The 17,066-nt window shown below is 46.9% G+C and carries 17 protein-coding genes and 1 pseudogene; 11 read left to right on the top strand and 7 right to left on the bottom strand.

Annotated features, from left to right (window positions below; all coding sequences use genetic code 11):
- Positions 1-111 precede the first annotated feature (111 nt).
- The 4 genes from QUA07_RS03565 to QUA07_RS03550 all read left to right on the top strand — a co-directional run bounded on the left by QUA07_RS03565 (position 112) and on the right by QUA07_RS03550 (position 3,737).
- The gene (locus QUA07_RS03565) at positions 112-1,638 is read left to right on the top strand and encodes a phosphomannomutase/phosphoglucomutase (RefSeq protein WP_333322730.1); all 1,527 of its coding nucleotides are present in this window, start codon (positions 112-114) and stop codon (positions 1,636-1,638) included.
- 52 nt (positions 1,639-1,690) lie between these two features.
- Positions 1,691-1,918 (top strand): hypothetical protein, encoded by a 228-nt coding sequence (locus QUA07_RS03560; RefSeq protein ID WP_333322729.1) that lies wholly within the window; start codon positions 1,691-1,693, stop codon positions 1,916-1,918.
- Between the two features lie 132 nt (positions 1,919-2,050).
- Complete coding sequence (locus QUA07_RS03555; protein WP_333322728.1) at positions 2,051-2,992, top strand: M23 family metallopeptidase; 942 nt, start codon at positions 2,051-2,053, stop codon at positions 2,990-2,992.
- A 208-nt stretch (positions 2,993-3,200) separates the two neighbouring features.
- Positions 3,201-3,737, top strand: coding sequence for a late competence development ComFB family protein (locus QUA07_RS03550; protein ID WP_006631395.1), 537 nt, complete (start codon positions 3,201-3,203; stop codon positions 3,735-3,737).
- Between the two features lie 131 nt (positions 3,738-3,868).
- On the opposite strand, the gene QUA07_RS03545 is transcribed toward QUA07_RS03550, so the two are convergent.
- Positions 3,869-4,039, bottom strand: a complete 171-nt coding sequence (locus QUA07_RS03545; RefSeq protein ID WP_333081766.1) for a hypothetical protein — start codon at positions 4,037-4,039, stop codon at positions 3,869-3,871.
- A 4-nt stretch (positions 4,040-4,043) separates the two neighbouring features.
- Complete coding sequence (psb29, locus tag QUA07_RS03540) at positions 4,044-4,757, bottom strand: photosystem II biogenesis protein Psp29 (RefSeq protein ID WP_333322826.1); 714 nt, start codon at positions 4,755-4,757, stop codon at positions 4,044-4,046.
- Between the two features lie 344 nt (positions 4,758-5,101).
- Between psb29 and QUA07_RS03535 the strand changes: the two are divergent.
- Positions 5,102-6,275: pseudogene (locus tag QUA07_RS03535) on the top strand (RNA-guided endonuclease InsQ/TnpB family protein).
- 134 nt (positions 6,276-6,409) lie between these two features.
- Positions 6,410-7,030 carry a chromophore lyase CpcT/CpeT gene (locus tag QUA07_RS03530; RefSeq protein ID WP_333322727.1) on the top strand — a complete coding sequence of 207 codons (621 nt, stop codon included), beginning with the start codon at positions 6,410-6,412 and terminating at the stop codon, positions 7,028-7,030.
- A gap of 245 nt (positions 7,031-7,275) precedes the next feature.
- Here the strand turns inward: QUA07_RS03530 and QUA07_RS03525 are convergent, their stop codons facing one another.
- Both QUA07_RS03525 and hemF read right to left on the bottom strand, forming a co-directional pair.
- Positions 7,276-7,638, bottom strand: a complete 363-nt coding sequence (locus QUA07_RS03525; RefSeq protein WP_006631392.1) for an STAS domain-containing protein — start codon at positions 7,636-7,638, stop codon at positions 7,276-7,278.
- Between the two features lie 57 nt (positions 7,639-7,695).
- Entirely contained in the window at positions 7,696-8,739 is a 1,044-nt protein-coding gene (gene hemF, locus QUA07_RS03520) for an oxygen-dependent coproporphyrinogen oxidase (protein WP_333322726.1), read from the bottom strand.
- Between the two features lie 190 nt (positions 8,740-8,929).
- Here hemF and QUA07_RS03515 point away from each other — a divergent pair, with 190 nt between their 5' ends.
- The 3 genes from QUA07_RS03515 (at position 8,930) to QUA07_RS03505 (ending at position 11,131) form a co-directional block, all read left to right on the top strand.
- Positions 8,930-10,000 carry an Mrp/NBP35 family ATP-binding protein gene (locus QUA07_RS03515; RefSeq protein ID WP_333322725.1) on the top strand — a complete coding sequence of 357 codons (1,071 nt, stop codon included), beginning with the start codon at positions 8,930-8,932 and terminating at the stop codon, positions 9,998-10,000.
- Positions 10,001-10,131: 131 nt separating this feature from the next.
- On the top strand, positions 10,132-10,323 hold the full coding sequence (locus QUA07_RS03510; RefSeq protein ID WP_293145052.1) for an NAD(P)H dehydrogenase subunit NdhS: 192 nt from the start codon (positions 10,132-10,134) through the stop codon (positions 10,321-10,323).
- Positions 10,324-10,462: 139 nt separating this feature from the next.
- Complete coding sequence (locus QUA07_RS03505; RefSeq protein WP_333040001.1) at positions 10,463-11,131, top strand: HAS-barrel domain-containing protein; 669 nt, start codon at positions 10,463-10,465, stop codon at positions 11,129-11,131.
- 192 nt (positions 11,132-11,323) lie between these two features.
- Here QUA07_RS03505 and QUA07_RS03500 read toward each other — a convergent pair whose 3' ends face one another.
- Positions 11,324-11,587, bottom strand: coding sequence for a peptide ABC transporter substrate-binding protein (locus tag QUA07_RS03500; protein ID WP_333223995.1), 264 nt, complete (start codon positions 11,585-11,587; stop codon positions 11,324-11,326).
- A 115-nt stretch (positions 11,588-11,702) separates the two neighbouring features.
- Between QUA07_RS03500 and QUA07_RS03495 the strand changes: the two genes are divergently transcribed.
- Both QUA07_RS03495 and QUA07_RS03490 read left to right on the top strand, forming a co-directional pair.
- Positions 11,703-11,939: a helix-turn-helix transcriptional regulator gene (locus tag QUA07_RS03495; protein ID WP_333173917.1), complete on the top strand. Its 237-nt coding sequence runs from the start codon at positions 11,703-11,705 to the stop codon at positions 11,937-11,939.
- Between the two features lie 99 nt (positions 11,940-12,038).
- Positions 12,039-12,341: a Rieske (2Fe-2S) protein gene (locus tag QUA07_RS03490; RefSeq protein ID WP_333322724.1), complete on the top strand. Its 303-nt coding sequence runs from the start codon at positions 12,039-12,041 to the stop codon at positions 12,339-12,341.
- Positions 12,342-12,546: 205 nt separating this feature from the next.
- Here QUA07_RS03490 and QUA07_RS03485 read toward each other — a convergent pair whose 3' ends face one another.
- Both QUA07_RS03485 and xrtO read right to left on the bottom strand, forming a co-directional pair.
- On the bottom strand, positions 12,547-15,447 hold the full coding sequence (locus QUA07_RS03485; RefSeq protein WP_333322723.1) for a TIGR02921 family PEP-CTERM protein: 2,901 nt from the start codon (positions 15,445-15,447) through the stop codon (positions 12,547-12,549).
- Positions 15,437-17,011 carry an exosortase O gene (xrtO, locus tag QUA07_RS03480; protein ID WP_333322722.1) on the bottom strand — a complete coding sequence of 525 codons (1,575 nt, stop codon included), beginning with the start codon at positions 17,009-17,011 and terminating at the stop codon, positions 15,437-15,439. Before xrtO ends, QUA07_RS03485 begins: the two co-directional genes overlap by 11 nt.
- Positions 17,012-17,066: the final 55 nt, after the last annotated feature.

Genomic DNA, 17,066 nt, shown 5'->3' with positions numbered 1-17,066 from the left:
GTCCGCGAAAGACGTTCGGCTAAGCTGACTCGAACCGTCTAGCCACAGACAAAACTTTGTATGATCGGTTTCAATCGCCGACTCCGATCTTTTTACTTACCATCAATTATTATGCAAATCTTCAACTGGACAAAACTTCAAAATGGATCAGACATTCGCGGTATCGCCCTCGAAGGCGTTCCCAATGAAACAGTCAACCTAACGCCCGAAATTGCGACAATCTTAGGTAAATCCTTTGTCAGTTGGCTGGTGCAAAAAGTCAATAAACCAGCGGCAGAATTAACGATCGCGATCGGGCGCGACAGTCGCCTATCAGGGCCAACCTTAATGCAAGCAGTCATGGAGGGAATCGCCTCAGTTGGGGCAACCGTGTACGACTTTGAAATGGCCTCAACCCCCGCCATGTTTATGAGCACCATTACCCCTGGTTTTGATTGCGACGGCGCGATTATGCTCACTGCTAGCCATTTGCCATTTAATCGAAATGGCTTAAAGTTTTTCACTGCCAAAGGTGGGTTACAAAAGCAGGATATTACAGATATCTTAACACTAGCCCAAAGCAATTACTTTCAGCCCGCCTCATCGCTCGGTAAGATTACAAAGCATGATTTTATCTCAGTTTATGCTAACCAATTTGTCACCAACATTAGGGAAGCAGTCAATCATCCCGATAATTTTGAGCAACCACTAACAGGATTAAAAATTGTTGTAGATGCAGGAAATGGTGCTGGCGGTTTTTATGTTGATAAAGTTTTAAAACCTTTAGGTGCAGACACCACGGGCAGTCAGTTTTTAGAACCCGATGGTACTTTCCCCAATCATGTGCCAAATCCCGAAGATAAACAGGCAATGCAGTCAATTTGTCAAGCGGTAATTGAACATCAAGCGGATTTTGGGATTATTTTTGATACCGATGTCGATCGCAGTGCGGCCGTCGATCAAGTTGGCAAGGAACTCAATCGCAATCGCTTAATTGCCTTGATTTCTGCCATCATCTTAAAAGAACACCCAGGCTCTACCATTGTCACGGATTCTATCACCTCCGATGGCTTAACGCAATTCATCGAACAAGATTTAAAAGGGATTCACCATCGCTTTAAACGCGGCTACAAAAATGTGATTGACGAGTCGATACGCCTCAATGAAGCCGGACAGGAATCATGGCTGGCGATTGAAACCTCTGGACATGGAGCTTTGAAAGAAAATTACTTTCTGGATGATGGCGCTTATTTGGTCAGCAAATTGTTGATTGAATTGGCTAAGTCAAAGCTAGCAAATCAATCTTTGCCGGATTTAATTGCGAATTTAAAAGAACCCGAAGAAAGTGCAGAGTTTCGGATTAAAATTGGTGTGGATGATTTCAAGGCTCACGGCGATCGGGTTATTGAACAACTGCAACAATTTGTCTCGACGCAAGCAGACTGGAAAATAGTTCCCAATAACTACGAAGGTCTGCGAATTTCCTGCACGTCAGCTAGCGAATCCGGCTGGTTTCTGTTACGCTTATCACTCCATGATCCGGTGATGCCTTTGAATGTGGAGTCGAATGTTAAGGGTGGTGTCGCTCGCATAGTGGCTAGGCTTTTAGCTTTTTTCCAAACCACCGAATCTCTTGATTTTTCGGCACTATCGATTTAAGTTTTACTCGTGTCAGACTATTACTAAACCCAACCCAAGGAGGAATTTCATCATGTGGCTTTTAACCATAAAATGTTCTGCTGAAAGCTGGGATACCCATTCCAAAGCTTTCAAAGCGATCGCTGATAAATATCCGGCTACGCCTCTTTCTTCCAAAAAGATGAAAGGCGATGGTCAACGGATTATGGAATATCAGCTTGAGAATGTCAATGATGTAGAGGAATTTATGGAAGAATGCTTAACCTTAAATGGTTTCACCGCTACCTTTGAATCCCTATAAATTTAGGTGATAAGATTATAGCCATTCTCAATTTTTATCTACGGCTGTTTCTCTGGACTCATTGCGGATTGCTATAGTTAGTCTAGATAGTTAAAAATATATCAGCGAGAGAAAGGTTAAGGACTGCTAGTGATGGTAATGACTGTGAATCGAGACAACTGCGGGCTAAGTACGGAAATAATTACAGGTCGGATTTTGCGGTGGGGGCAGTTGAAAGCAAACAAGCTAACCGCCAGTTCGATCGGGGGAATTGTTGCTGGCTTTCTGAGTTTTGCCCTGCCGGTGCAAGCTTTGCAGGTAGTTGTGACGCCGGCCAATCCCCAACTGGGAGATACGCTGTCAGTAATGATTCAGGTTGACGGTAACGGCGGGGAAACTCCCAAAGTGTCTCTACAGCAAAAAAACTACCCCGCGTTTCCGATCGGCAACGGCCGCTTTCGGGCCCTGCTACCGACGACGCCGCTAGAGAAACCCGGTGGTCGCCAAATCCAAGTCGCAGGTGACGGACAAGTGCAGAACTTGAGCGTCCAAGTGCGCGATCGAGATTTTCCTACTCAATCCATCTGGCTACCGCCCGGGAAAGACGAGGAAGGTACAGATGCTGAATTCGATCGCGTAGACGCATTTAAAGCACTCGTGACACCCGAAAAACTTTGGGACGGCAAATTGTTGCGCCCCAACTACGGCGAAATTACCACTATTTACGGGGTGCGACGCTATTATAATGGGGTATTTGCTCAAGACTACTACCACCGCGGCGTGGATTACGCGGGTGCTTCCGGTTCCCCTGTAGTGGCACCAGCAGCCGGTCGGGTGTCTCTAGTGGGACGTGAATCGCAAGGCTTCAAAATCCACGGAAACGTGGTTGGTATCGACCACGGTCAGGGCGTAGCAAGTATTTTGATGCACCTCAGCCGGATTGATGTCAAGGAAGGCGATGTCGTGAAAGCCGGTCAAGTAATTGGTACTGTGGGGTCAACGGGGGCTTCTACAGGCCCTCACCTGCATTGGGGACTTTACGTGCATGGGCAGTCGGTCGATCCTGTACCTTGGCGACTTCAGGGAGTTGAGTAGGAGTTTTTACAGGTTTTGACGGATTTATCAGTCAATTATGGGGTAAGTTTGTGGCTAGGGTGTGCAGATAACTGTGATGGGTTATCAGTATTGAGTTAGGATTTGTATAAAATTTCTCAACTCAACTCTCAAAACTCGAATCTCAAGACGCTAACAATCGCGTCTTCACAAAACTTTATTGATGATGCCGTTGAGCGGGGACGCATATATGAGTATTGAAAAAATTGTTGAACAGGCTTTGCAGGATGGCTATTTAACGCCGTCTATGGAAGCTGAGGTGGGACGGATCTGCAATACGGCTTCGGAATTGTCGATCGAAGAGTACATGGCTCTCGATCGTCTGATGGGCTCTTTGTTGACTGGCGAAGTTGTAGTTCTGCCACGCAAACAGTTCATCAACGTGATGGAAGAGTTGGTACTCAGCGATGCGATCGCTAGGGTAGCAGAAATTGAGGCGACGAGCGACCTGAGTCTGGATGTGGGAGATATTGCAGCTTATGCTTTAAATAGGCTGCCACCTCTGTACGCTACGACGGAAGAGGGCGCTCACTTTCAAAGGGCTAGGGCTAAAGAGCAACTTCACGATTTGATTTCCAAAGAAGTCAACGCAGCGATCGCCCGCAACTTGGATCGGCCCGACACCCCAAACCCCACAGCTTTGGGCAAGTCTTCGGGAAACGAAGTTCTTTCACAGCTAAGCACTTGGCTGCAAGCTAACGCCACTAATTTTGAGCCCCAGCCTTAGTACCACCCCAACAGCTATATTTTGATTAAGTCGATCCCGCTCAATTCAGAAAGCGGGATTTTTAGTTTCTGGGCAACCAACATCTGAAGGCACAAGGCCGAAGCCAGAATTCAAGAAAAAAAATTAAAAATTTAAGAGTTTTTATTTGATGTAAAAAATAAAAAACTCCCTCTTTCTTCTTCCTTGTTCCTGACATCCGTTACATCCGTTAGAGAATCCGTTGCCGAACTTCCTTCTTCCTTGTTCCTGACATCCGTTACATCCGTTAGAGAATCCGTTGCCGAACTTCCTTCTTCCTTCAAACGATTAATTGCTGCTGTCAGAAGACTCAGCGGAGGGGCCAGCGGTAACTTTTGTTTCTCGCTTTTCGCGTTTTTTCCGTTCCGCTTGGATGACATCTTGAAGCACTATTCGTGCTTGAGCCATTTTTTCCAAATTGCTGCGGTACAAATCTAAATCTTTGCTAACTTTGTCTTCTGGCAGGTGCAAGGCCACACAGACTTTAGCGATCGCGTCGTTTCGCGTTTCTTGGTCTTTTACTAAGTTAGGGTCAGCTTTTTCTAACAGCGAGAACAAACCGATCGCGAACAAGCGGCTGTACTTAAATTGAGGGTTGCTGGCGATCGCCCCTAAAGACGCTTGCAAATCCGCTGTATCTTCAAAGCTGGTAGAGCGATCGAGCCACGAGAGCAACTCTTGCCCAGAAAGTCTATCTGCCAAGCTTTCCAATCGCTGAGCGTCTTGGTTGTAGCGCTCTGGATCGTCTTCTAGGGACTTGCACAAAGCGTTAAAAATCGAAACTCTGTCGGCTTCTGGGGCGTACCCAAGCATGAATCGATCAAAAGCTGTCACTACACCCAAAGCATAAATCGGGTCGTATTGAAAATCGGCATTCGCTGAAAGCAAGTGCATTTCTACCATCAACTCTTCCACCACTCGACGGTAAATTGAGTTGATCGGTCGAGTGTGAATCGTATAGAAACTTCGCTTAGTATCTGAAACAGTACGGTTATTGTTCACCTGAGTCTTATAGATAAATAATTTTGCCGTAGCGGGCGTGCCAGCGCGGCGTGAGTAAAGTCGGGGGAGTCTATCTGCGATCGGGCTGACAAAAATTGCCAGTTTTTTAAGCGTTGCCGCCGGATTGCGAGACAATATTTTATCAAAAATATTTTACGCGCGATCGGCAGCAACCATTAATATGTCGCAATAGGAGGGGCAAAACCCCAGTATCTTTACAATCATAGCTCTTCTGGGATCGCTCATCAGAAAAATGGGTAGAAACCCCGTCCTTATAGAACGGCTTCACAAAAAGACACAAAACCAAAGCGACTAACTCACAAAAGACGTGCTAGAGCGTGAAGATGGAAAAAGCCTACCGCTACCGATTCTACCCGACCGTCGAGCAAGAAAATCTCTTGCGACGGACAATGGGTTGTACCCGGTTAGTGTATAACAAGGCTTTGCCGGCCCGCACGGAAGCTTGGTACGAGCGTCAAGAGAGGGTTGGCTACAGAGAAACTTCCTCGATGCTGACGAATTGGAAAAAAGAAGAGGAACTCGACTTCCTCAACGAAGTTAGTTGCGTACCTCTTCAACAGGGACTCAGACACCTTCAAACAGCTTTTACCAATTTCTTTGGGGGACGAGCCAAGTACCCTAATTTCAAAAAAAAACACAACGGTGGTAGCGCTGAGTTCACCCGCGTCAGCTTTCCGTTGGGAAAACGGGCAAGTGTTTCTGGCAAAGTGCAATGACCCGCTACCTATTCGCTGGAGCAAACAAATTCCAGCAAGCTGTGTTCCTTCTACTATGACGGTAAAACTAACACCGGCTGGACGCTGGTATGTCTCTATACTTGTAGACGACTACACGCTCAAACCACTTCCCAAAACAAATAAAACAATCGGCTTGGACGTGGGAATTAGTAGCCTGAGTGCTACTAGCGACGGCAATAAGATTGCCAACCCCAAGCATTTCAAGCAGCTTCGTAAGAAGTTAAAAAGGAAGCAAAAAGCTCTAGCCAAAAAGCAAAAAGGAAGTCGTAACCGTGAAAAAGCGCGGGTGCAACTGGCTAGAGTCCACGCACAAATAGTCGATGTCCGCAAAGATTTCTTGCACAAGCTAACAACTCAAATCATTCGTGAAAATCAAACGATTTTCGTTGAGGACTTGGCTATCAAGAATATGGTGAAAAACCATAAATTAGCTCTTGCTATTAGTGACGCTAGTTGGGGCGAGTTAATTCGCCAGCTAAGTTACAAGTGCCAGTGGTATGGGCGAGAGTTTGTAAAAATAGACCGCTGGTTTCCCAGCTCTAAACGCTGTGGAAACTGCGGTCACATTGTTGAAAAATTGCCGTTGAATATTCGAGAATGGGAATGCCCTAAGTGTGGCGCAAACCACGATCGTGACATTAACGCAGCAAAAAACATTTTGGCGGCTGGGCTAGCCGTGTCAGTCTGTGGAGGGACCGTAAGACCCGAACAGAGCAAATCTGTTAGGGCGGGTGCTATGAAGCAGAAATCTAATCGGTGACGATTGGGAATCCCTGTACCTTTAGGTCAGGGTGGATGTCAAAAATCTAATCTTCTGACTTGCCCCGATCGGCTAACCCTGTATCACAATTAAGTTTTTTTTGTCAACCCCTAATCCTGAAACATCAAACAAACATGACAATTTCTCCTGAATTAATAGCTTTAGCCCAGTACATGGCGGGCGAATTTGACAACCGGGAACAAGCGCTAGCAGAGCCGACGTGGTACGTCCACCTTCGTATGTGGCAAAGACCCCTGCCGGTTCGGTTATTTTCCGAACCCAGCATTGCCCTGTTTGCCGAACAAGCCAACATTCTGAAATTAGACAACCCATACCGCCCTCGAATCGTGCAACTGAGGCACTCACAGATAGCGCCAGGACTGATTGAAGCTCAGTATTATATGTTCAACGACATTACAGCCGTCAAAGGAGCCGGTTGCAACCCCGACTTGCTTAGAAAGCTAACGAAGGAGCAAATCCAACTCCTCCCCGGCTGCACCCTCTCGGTTTCAGTGGAAAATTTAGCCTCAAACAGCTATCGCTTTCGCGCATCTTTGCCGGAGGGCACTCGCTGCGGCTTTGCCTACGGGGGGCAAAATTACCAAGTAGACTTGGGATTTGAAGCCGCAGGCGAGGAATTTCTCAGCTACGACAAAGGAATAAGCCCCACGACAGGCAAGGCTATCTGGGGAGCTTTAATGGGCCCTTTTAGATTTGTCAAGCGTCAGGATTTTGCTCCTGAGATATTGGTTTGAAGCAAGAAGCAACAAGAAACAAGGAAGAAAAATTTAGCTATCTAGGATAGAAGGCAAGACTTTACCTGGACCTATTCTTCTACTTTAGTGTTTTGGTGAACCTCTCAATCTCTCAAGAAAGAAAGAAAACATAAGGAAGCTGGCAAGAATTTACCTGCTTCCTGTTCTTGTGCAGGGCTCCGGTGCATTTTGTGAGCCTCAAGCTTAAATTGAGCTTACACCGCAACCGATGCCAGCGGGAGTGGTCAACTTGCGCGTGGCACCCCCTCTAGAGCTTCTTCTTCCGTTTCAAAGATTTCAAACACAGAATCCATCATGGTGACTTCAAACACCAGTTTGGCTTCGGGATGAACATTGCAAATGCGGAAACTTCCCTTAACTTTATCCGCATCCCGCATACCTGCTACAAGTGAGGTCAGGCCAGAGCTATCGATAAAGTTAACCTGACCAAGATTCACTACAACATGGCGGCTAAGTTTGGAAATACACTCTTGCAACTTGAGGCGGAATTGCCAAGCTGTAGTGATGTCCAACCGTCCTGTCGGTGCTAAGACGATAACTGTTGTACCGTCTTGAAGCGTGTGGGTTTTTTGATCAATATGAATCACTGACCCTTCCCTCAAATTTATTATCTATCGCGGTGGTTACTGTCCCAGTAGTTTAACTCAGGTCGGTGACTGCTGAGGCATCCAATTCGCCCAATCTTGCGGTTTTAAGAACTTGGAGTAGAGTTCGGCTTCGGGAGAGTTGGGTTCTGGCTCGTAACAATATTCCCAGCGTACCAAAGGTGGCAGGGACATGAGAATCGATTCCGTGCGTCCGTTGGTCTGCAAGCCAAAGGTCGTGCCTCGATCGTACACCAAGTTAAATTCAACGTAACGGCCGCGACGGTAAAGTTGGAAATTACGCTCGCGCTCGCCGTATTCTTTCGATCGGTGCTTTTCAATAATAGGGGTGTAAGCCGGCAAAAATGCCCGGCCACAATCCTGTACGAAGGCGAACAGCGACTCCCAAGTTCTAGGTTCCGGCACGCCGATGTTGTTGCTGCACTCAGCCGCTTTGCCTTTGACATTATGGTCACGGTAAAGCGCGCCTTGAGCGCTTTGGTAGTCAAAAAACAGGCCACCCACGCCGCGGGTTTCTTGGCGGTGGGGGAGATAGAAATATTCGTCGCACCAAAGTTTAAATGTCGGATAATATCCGGGATGGTGGCGATCGCAAGCCGCTTTCAGAGTTTTGTGAAAATGAGCTGCATCCTCAGCCAACGGGTAATAAGGAGTCAAATCCACACCGCCGCCAAACCACCAAATCGGGCCGGCCTCAAAATAGCGGTAATTCAAGTGAACCGTAGGCAAGTAGGGATTGCGGGGGTGCAGCACCATCGAAGTGCCAGTTGCATAGAAATCGTGACCTGCGGCTTCTGGGTGCTTTGCCAGAATCAAAGCCGGCAAACTTTCGCCCCAGACTTGGGAAAAATTGACTCCCCCTTGTTCAAAAACATTGCCTTCCCGCATGACGCGAGAACGCCCGCCGCCGCCTTCGGAGCGTTCCCAAGAGTCTTCCTTAAATTTGCCAACGCCATCGAGCTGTTCGAGGGATTGACAAATTTCGTCTTGTAGGGTTTTCATAAATTGGCTGACTCTAGCTCTAGAGTCAGCGGGCGGCAAAAACGGGGAAGTGGCGGTTTTAAGTGTTGTAGAAACTGTCATAAAATTTTCTGTTGTCAGATTTGAGTTTTAGATGGGCGATGAATCCCAAATCCAGTCGTCATGTAATTATGCCACCGTAGGTCTGCAAATGATCGCTATGAAGTTACATTAAAAAATAGCAATAAAAATATACTTAAACGTGCGATCGAAAATTCGCTAACCCAATTGCAGAGCTATGGTGGAGAACACAATGCCCAATACACTCGATGTTAGTTCAGTCTTAGAAATCCTGCGACCCGTGCAAGACCCCGAACTACAAAAGAGTTTGGTGGAATTGAACATGATTCGTAACATAAAAATTGACGGCGGTGTCGTCAGTTTTACTTTAGTGCTGACAACGCCTGCTTGCCCGCTGCGAGAATTTATTGTGGAAGATTGCCAAAAAGCGGTCAAACAGTTGCCAGGAGTTGAAAAAGTGGCGGTGGAGGTGACAGCCGAGACGCCACAGCAGAAGGGAGTGGTCGATCGCCAAGGCATTGAAGGCGTGAAAAATATTATCGCAATTTCCAGCGGTAAAGGTGGCGTCGGCAAAAGCACGGTGGCGGTAAACGTGGCCGTAGCGCTAGCGCAAACCGGCGCTAAGGTAGGTTTGCTGGATGCGGATATCTATGGGCCCAATGACCCGACAATGTTAGGTCTGGGAGACGCGAAAGTCATGGTGAGGGACGGAAAAAGCGGGGAAAGCCTCGAACCCGCCTTTAATTACGGCGTCAAATTAGTGTCGATGGCGTTTTTAATTGACAAAGACCAGCCCGTCATTTGGCGTGGCCCGATGTTGAACGGGATCATTCGACAGTTCCTCTATCAGGTGAATTGGGGCGATTTAGACTATTTGATTGTCGATATGCCTCCGGGTACTGGAGACGCGCAGTTGACAATGGCGCAGGCTGTGCCGATGGCCGGTGTTGTGATCGTGACCACACCGCAGACTGTGGCTTTGTTGGACTCTCGCAAGGGTTTAAAGATGTTCCAGCAGTTGGGAGTGTCGGTGTTGGGAATTGTGGAAAACATGAGCTATTTTGTGCCGCCGGATATGCCTGACAAGCAATACGATATTTTCGGTTCAGGTGGCGGGGAAAAGACTGCTGCTGAGTTGGGAGTGCCGCTGTTAGGCTGCATTCCGCTGGAAATTCCGTTGCGGGAAGGTGGCGATTCGGGGGTGCCGATCGTCGTGGGACAACCGGGTTCTGCTTCAGCTAGGGAGTTGCGGGCGATCGCGGGCCGCATTGCCGGTAAAGTTTCCGTAGCAGCTTTAGCCTAACAAACTCTCGTTTCGGGGCTTTGCCTCGCGTCTTCCGGTTGACGAAGATTTGCCTAGTTCTCAGGCTCTGCTTGGGAACTAGAAACGATAAACGGTAAGCTATAAAGAGCAAACTTAACATTCAAACAATTATGATTTTTCCAGGTTCGGCAGTTCGAGTTAAAGATAAGGGTGAGATTTACTACGCCTTTCAAGGACAAGTCCAGCGAGTTACCGACGGAAAAGTCGCGGTACTGTTTGAAGGCGGGAATTGGGACAAGCTGATTACGTTCCGCCTGTCGCAGTTGGAACTTGTCGATGCTACGGCTGGCCGCGCGAAATAGTCAGCGGTCATTAGTCATTGGTAATGGGTAATCTGTAATTTGTAATTGGTAAAGTACCCAAGACCAGGCTACTAAATGAAAACCCTTGACTAATGACTAATGACTGATAACTGATGACTAATGACTAATCACTAAAACTATGCGTTTACCTTTACCCCAATTTGCTATAAAAGAGCGCCATCCCGATCGCATTGCTGAGGTAATCGAGACCGCAACTTCGGAGTTTCTGGCTCAATGTTTAGAACCGGAAGACTTAAGCTTTCCCGTGATGCCACCTTTTGGGAGTTGGGTGAAGGCCGAGGATGAAGAGTCGAAAAATCAAATTTACGGCGTGGTTTATTATGCCACGACTAGCCCGATCGACTCGGTGCACAGAGCTCGCGCTTTGGGTTTGTCGCTGGAAGAGTTGCGGGAGGAACAACCGCAGATTTTTGCGATGCTAAAAACCGAGTTTCGAGTGGCGATTGTCGGGTATGAGGCTGCGCCGGAAAGGTTGAATGGTCACGGCCCATCTAGGGGTAAAATTTATCAGTATTTGCCGCCGCGCCCGCCGCAAATTCACCAGGCGGTTTATCGCTGCGAACCCGATGAGGTGATTGATTTTACGGTGCAGTTGGATTTTTTGAGGACGCTGCTGGGGGTGGCTAATGCGCCGGTGGAGGCGCTGACGGCGGCGGCGATTCGGGAGATTTATCAGTTGCGGATGCGCGATCGATCTTGGTTGGTGGAAGCGGGGAGGAGTTTGAGTGTTTTGTTGAAGGATGATTACGATCGGTTGCGGGTGATTTTGAGTCAGATTCATCCGTAGGGAAAAGCTGAATAGTATGTTTGAGGCCGATCGTCAAATAGTGAGGCGATCGCACCAGCCAGACTCTGGTATTTGATCGACCTTACAATTAAATTGAGAAAGAAGAAACGATCGCACTTAATTTAAAATGCGATCGCCCCCTTCAGTTTTGCAGAACACTGCGTCTGATGTCAAAGAGCATTTTTGCCCAATTTAATCTAAAGAAACATAGCGAATCAAACTCCGCATGAGCTTGCCGATAGTCGGGGCAGGTAAAATCTGCGACCATTCTTGAACTGCTGCAAAACGACGCAAGTAGAGTGCGCTAACAATTTTATCGATTCCCTTCTGCGAGCCAATCACTAGGATCAGCACAGGTTCCCGGTCTGGTTCAGCAGGCACAGGATTTGGCTGTGATGTCGGCGAGGTCGGGATTTCGTTGATATCTGTGGAAACAAAAAGCTGTGTTTGAGTCATTGCGGTCTATCTCCTCGATCTAATAGGTGCTAATTGTCAACTGAGCGCAGTGTACCGCATTAGATGACAATCAGCAACGTTTACAGGAGGGTGACTCTCTGACACAATCGGGAGCATGGGAAGAGCAGGTAAAGCCCTCAAAAAAATATTAGAGGCATACGATATCAGTCAATATCAATTGGCGGCAAAGATGGAAATCGATCGCTCAAACGTTAGCCGTTGGGTGAGCGAAGAACGAGACCCATCTGCCGAGGCGGTATTTGCGATTAAGCAAGCGTTGCAGACCTTCAATCGGGAGGCGGCTAATGAATTCGTCAGGTTGTACCTGGGAAATGGCGAGGAAAACGATTAGGTTATCAGGTGTGGATGAGACCTCACCGATCGCCCTTGCTGCATTCAAGGGCGATCGCCTATTAGTTTGCAATCATTTATTTAAAGCGAGAAAGATTATATGTGGGTAGAGATAACAGGGGTCAATCAAGTTCCCGAATGGGGTGTGTTGAAGGTAAAAGTTGAGGGGACTTCGCTGATTTTGAATCGTCAAGGGGTGAATGTCACTTGTTACCGCAATGCTTGCACTCATTTAGAATATCCGATCGACATGGGTAAGGTAAATAACGGTATCATTACCTGTCCGTTTCATAAGTATCAGTACAAATTAGATAGCGGTAAATGTTTGAATGCACCCGCCGATTCCCTGGAATCTTATCCGGTAAAGATTGAGGGCGATCGCATTTTTGTGGAGATAGATTAGTTATTCGTTATTCGTTAAGTCCGACAGGGGTTTAAACCCCTGTCTCATAGCTCAAGTCGTCTCCAGACGACTGTAAATTAATATGTGATATCAAATCCGGCTTAAATACCCCCTCACTCTCTTAGTCTGCGGAGGCCGACTTTGCTTTTGTAGTAGCGGTTTCAACCGCCCAATCATCGAGGGAGTAGCCAACCCGGATTTACTGTCAACCTACCATTTTCGCGCGCCGCTGACGGAAGAAAATCGCCAAAAGCCCGATCGCACCTACCACCAACAGCAGCCATTCTTCGGGTTCAGGAACCCCCGAAACATTCAGAGGATTATTCGGCTTACTCAACTGTTCCTTACCGGATTCTACCTCGCGTTCAAATCGATCGCTCTTAGCTTCCGCTGCTTTTAGCTGTTCCCTTTGCGCGTCATTAACTAACACAATCATCGAAGAATAAGGCGTCACCACTTTGAAATTTTTAGCTACTGCGTGCATCGCATCCAGTTGCGTCAATTGATTGGAAGTTTTCTGCTTGCTAAGTGCAGTTATCAACTGGCGCGCCGCTATCGGTTTAAAGCCTTCATTTCCGGCATTTTTTGACTCTGCAACGGCGGCCGATTTTGCACTTTTTTCCGACTGTGGCGTTTTGGCATAATTCCAAACATAGCCGTCAACAACACTAACGGTAGATTTGCCCGAAGCTGTTGTGGTTGCTACTCGCTGCATCGCCTCTTTCATATCCGTAGCAACTCCGCCGCCACTATCTTGAATCACCTTCAAAGTTGCGTCGTCGTAGCCGGGGGGCAAACCACCCAAATGCACTGTCCATAGGGGTGCAGAGATGGAAAGTTTAAGTTTGCGATCGTCCGACAATTCGTAACTGTGGCGATCGCTCACCAAAAATACAGTATCATAACTTTTCTCGCCCCGCAACTGTGCAAACTGTTGCAGCATATCTTTGAGCTGGATTGTACCGTAAAATGTCACCTTTGCCGCATCGAAACTGCGTAAATCTTCCACAAACTTAGGTGGCATTCCCGCAGCGCTGGCGACATACAAATCAACAGCATTTTTGCCTGCTGCATTAGCTTTCAACCATTCAAAAGTCTCTTTTACTTCCTTACTTTCCGCCGCCATGCTGCGGGAAGTATCGAGAATAACTGCAAATTTTTTGCCTTGCGGTAGCGAGTAATTTGCATCAGCCAGCGGCTTAGCAGAAATGATATTTCCTCCCGGTAGAATCGCCTGCTGCGCTGTTAGCGGTTGCTGTGCGACTGCGGGCAAAAAGGGTGGTAGCCAAGTTTCTCTGGCTTCTTTCCCGCTGTATTTTACCTCTTTTCCGGCGATCGTGCGGCGAGTATTTTGGTTCCAAAAAATGTTGCGTTTTTCAGCCAAAACAGGCATCGCCCAACCCTGCGGCTGGCGCATGACTTTGTAAGTCAGCCACAGGTGCATTTCCGTTGGCCCGTCAGTTTGGGTGAATTCTCGTTTAGCCGGGATTGGAAAAGCCCGCAAACGGTATTGTTTGGGGCCAATTTGTTCTAGCAAAGCCGGATCGACTCTTTCTACTACCTGTTGGTTGTAGACTTGCTGGGCCGCACCGCGAGGCGATACCGTAAATACAAAACGTTTGTTTAAATCCCCAGTATCTCCCAGCCAAACTCCTGTAACTGCGGCGCTTTCAGGCAGGGAAAAGTAGTAAAATACTTCTTGTAAGTTCGGCGTTTGATTTTTGTAAACTTCGTAGAGTTGAACGTCAGCCCAGTCGCCGTTTTCTTTGACTGTCACTTCTTGCGACTGCAACCATACTTTTTCTTGATTGACATTCAGCAAACCTGCTTTAGCTTCTTCCCGGTTTGATGTTGACTGTACCGCGTGTTTTACTGCTTCTCTGTCGCCTTTTTGCAGTTCCGTATCGAAGAATTCGCCGTAGAGTTTTTCGGCTTTTTCCACATCAGCACTAGAGCCTTGATACAAAAACGGCGACATTAAAAAATTATAGCTGTTCTGCAAGGTGTGAGCCGCTTCGTCAGGGAAAATCCAAATATTTTTGTACATCTCATAAATGTGGTTGTTTTCTCCTACAGTGCTGAGGTAGCGGTAAGGGGACAAATAAGCGTTAACTAAGCCGGATCGAATTGCATCAGATTTGGCTAATAAAGTTTGGCGGCTGCTGTCGTTTGCGGGGGGAGTCGCCAACATTTTCAGTGCTGCAACTTGTGGCTGCTGCTGCAAAGCCGAGAAAATAGCCAGCCAAGCTGCTATGACTCCCAAACTTCCGATTAGCGCTTTATTTTTCCCGTATTGTTCAGCAAAACTCTGCCATATTTTCCGGCCGGAATGAATGTAGAGAAAGCCGTACAGCGAAGGCATAACCACGAACAAGCTACAGGTTAAACCAAACAATATAAACGATAGCGGTATCCAAATTAAAGCAGAGGCCCACGCCCCGTATTTAAACATCTCCAGAAATGGTGAAACCCATGTAAACTTGAAAAATTGAATGACGAAAAATAAGAATCCATAAAGTGTATACAATGCCACAGGTACAGCGTAATAAAGCAGCAATGTTGCCGCCCAAATACCAACTACTAGCATTAAACTGTGGCATCCTAATTGCAGCCATGCACTTCGTTTTTTTCCGTTTGCTTGTAAATAACGAGGCTGTTTATTATGAGAAGTTTGAGAATCTGAGATATTGTGAACATTTTCTCTTTTACCCAGATATCCGTATAGCATTTCCACTGAAAATGCCGCGATGCACAAAACAATAGTAGCGATGATTAGAGAACTAGCTGGAGTGAGTTCTCGCAGCAGGAACAAGCGGAGCAAACAAAGCAAAAATAGCGGTGCTTCTACGCCGTAAAACCAACGCATTAGCTGTAGGGGTTGCTTGCCAAAACGCCTACCTCCTATTACAGTACATACAGTGGGTACTGCGATCGTAGCTGCCATGGTCAAAGAAAACTCTAGCGGGATGGTGCCATCGATTGTCGCCATAATTAATGGCACTCCTATAATAGGCAAAAGTCCCAAGTAAACAATCGATAAAAACGTCAAATTCCACGCCCAAAAAATCGTTTGAAAAATTCCATCAAATACCTGTTTAATTTTCATTTATTTCTCCTTGTAAGCTTTGTTTAATGGTATCGTATACGTTACCAGCAAACTCTTTTACTTCATAATTTTGTGCTTGTACCGGACTGTCAAATAAAATAGAAACTAGCACCCAATTGTGATTTTTGTGGGTGAGGTCGCTACCGATACGGGACATGAAGTTATCTGTAGTTAGCTGTGCAGATTGCAGCCAGTATGTAGCGGATAGTTGGTTGTCTTGGAGAGACAGCCAGCGCCCCGTTACAGCAGGAGTTAGCTGTGTTTTTTCTATGCGATTGACGGGAATTCCGCTCGCTACAAAACACAACTCGGGGGCGTGATAAGTTTGCCACGATGTGCTGGCTACTGTGAGCATGGAACCGCGCAAGTTGCCGGCGACAAATCTGATTTTTTGTGTTTGCGTGTCCGGATAGTTGCCAAAGAATTTTTGTTCGGTAGCATTCAGGGGAATCGACTCTGATTTAATATATTCAGGCAATCTTAAAGGTGCGATCGCCATTTTTGACGTTTCTACATGAGACAGTTGAGCCATGACTGCCAAAACTATGACTGCGGCAATTATTCCGGGTTTGGCTAAAGGGTGATTCTGTAGTATTTTTGAGTTGGATTTTGCAGAAATACCGCTGGTTTTTTTTTGCTGAAATTTCGGTACTCGTTGCAGCATTAACCAGGTTACAAAAGAAGCACATACTAAACCGACAATTCCCAGAGGAACGTGCATAACTTGTGCTAGGTTTGGCTGGTTAAACACTTCTGAAACCAGGACTAACACGGCAACCCGGGCAGTGTTAGCAGACACTAACATTAAGAGATTAGCAGCGCCGACGGCTAGCCATCTTAAACTTAATTTACGCCCTTCCAGCCAGGTAGCAGCTAGCAAAAATAGCGTTCCGACTAAGAGGGTTTTAATGCCGCTACAAGGCACGTCAACGTGAGCGATGCCGTTTTCCAAAACGATAATATCGTAAGAAGAAATAGCGCCAACGTGCAGCATTGACAGCAACTGTTCTACTACCTGAGCAGTCAGCACTCGCGCCGGCAAACCTAAGCCGCTATTAAACTGACTGTTGAATGGTAAAATACAAGCCAGCAAGCCCGCCACAGGCAAGTTTTTTTGCCAAAAGTTCTGCTCGACGAATAAGCCGCACAGCCCGTAAGTTCCGAGGATAAATAGCAGGACAGTAACTTGTTTGATATCAATTATGTACTGAAGGGCGATCGAGCAAATACCCGCACTCAACATCAACAGCAGCGGATATCGCCTCAAAACGAAATTTGGCGAAAATCCCGGCGGGCGATTTTCTTCGAGGGCTGCGCTAACGCAGTTCCCGCTCGATCGCACTACTAATGCTACAATCAGAAAGCCAATTACTATTTTATATAGTGTGGGTATCTCAACAAACGAGGATAACAGCCACTTAACAGCCGAGATATTGGCCCAAAACCAAGCAAGCGCCAGCAAAAAAGGAGCCAGCCAAACCAAATTAACCGCAGGATGAGGAGTAACAGAATCTGGAATTGCAGAATCAGTGATATTGGTGCGCTGCATGATACCGCTTGACATTCACGTTGGTGACATCTTAGCTCAGCCAAATTGGTAATGTCCAGACCGATTATTT

The organism is Microcoleus sp. T3_A4 (assembly GCF_036700465.1).
GTDB lineage: Bacteria > Cyanobacteriota > Cyanobacteriia > Cyanobacteriales > Microcoleaceae > Microcoleus.
This window is presented reverse-complemented; position numbering and strand designations above follow the sequence as displayed.

Coding starts and splice junctions, on each gene's coding strand:
- QUA07_RS03485 (WP_333322723.1), bottom strand. CDS start 15,447: ATGAAAATTAAACAGGTATTTGATGGAATTTTTCAAACGATTTTTTGG.
- QUA07_RS03505 (WP_333040001.1), top strand. CDS start 10,463: ATGCGTTTACCTTTACCCCAATTTGCTATAAAAGAGCGCCATCCCGAT.
- QUA07_RS03565 (WP_333322730.1), top strand. CDS start 112: ATGCAAATCTTCAACTGGACAAAACTTCAAAATGGATCAGACATTCGC.
- QUA07_RS03500 (WP_333223995.1), bottom strand. CDS start 11,587: ATGACTCAAACACAGCTTTTTGTTTCCACAGATATCAACGAAATCCCG.
- QUA07_RS03490 (WP_333322724.1), top strand. CDS start 12,039: ATGTGGGTAGAGATAACAGGGGTCAATCAAGTTCCCGAATGGGGTGTG.
- QUA07_RS03555 (WP_333322728.1), top strand. CDS start 2,051: ATGGTAATGACTGTGAATCGAGACAACTGCGGGCTAAGTACGGAAATA.
- QUA07_RS03515 (WP_333322725.1), top strand. CDS start 8,930: ATGCCCAATACACTCGATGTTAGTTCAGTCTTAGAAATCCTGCGACCC.
- QUA07_RS03530 (WP_333322727.1), top strand. CDS start 6,410: ATGACAATTTCTCCTGAATTAATAGCTTTAGCCCAGTACATGGCGGGC.
- QUA07_RS03510 (WP_293145052.1), top strand. CDS start 10,132: ATGATTTTTCCAGGTTCGGCAGTTCGAGTTAAAGATAAGGGTGAGATT.
- QUA07_RS03550 (WP_006631395.1), top strand. CDS start 3,201: ATGAGTATTGAAAAAATTGTTGAACAGGCTTTGCAGGATGGCTATTTA.
- hemF (WP_333322726.1), bottom strand. CDS start 8,739: ATGACAGTTTCTACAACACTTAAAACCGCCACTTCCCCGTTTTTGCCG.
- QUA07_RS03495 (WP_333173917.1), top strand. CDS start 11,703: ATGGGAAGAGCAGGTAAAGCCCTCAAAAAAATATTAGAGGCATACGAT.
- QUA07_RS03560 (WP_333322729.1), top strand. CDS start 1,691: ATGTGGCTTTTAACCATAAAATGTTCTGCTGAAAGCTGGGATACCCAT.
- xrtO (WP_333322722.1), bottom strand. CDS start 17,011: ATGTCAAGCGGTATCATGCAGCGCACCAATATCACTGATTCTGCAATT.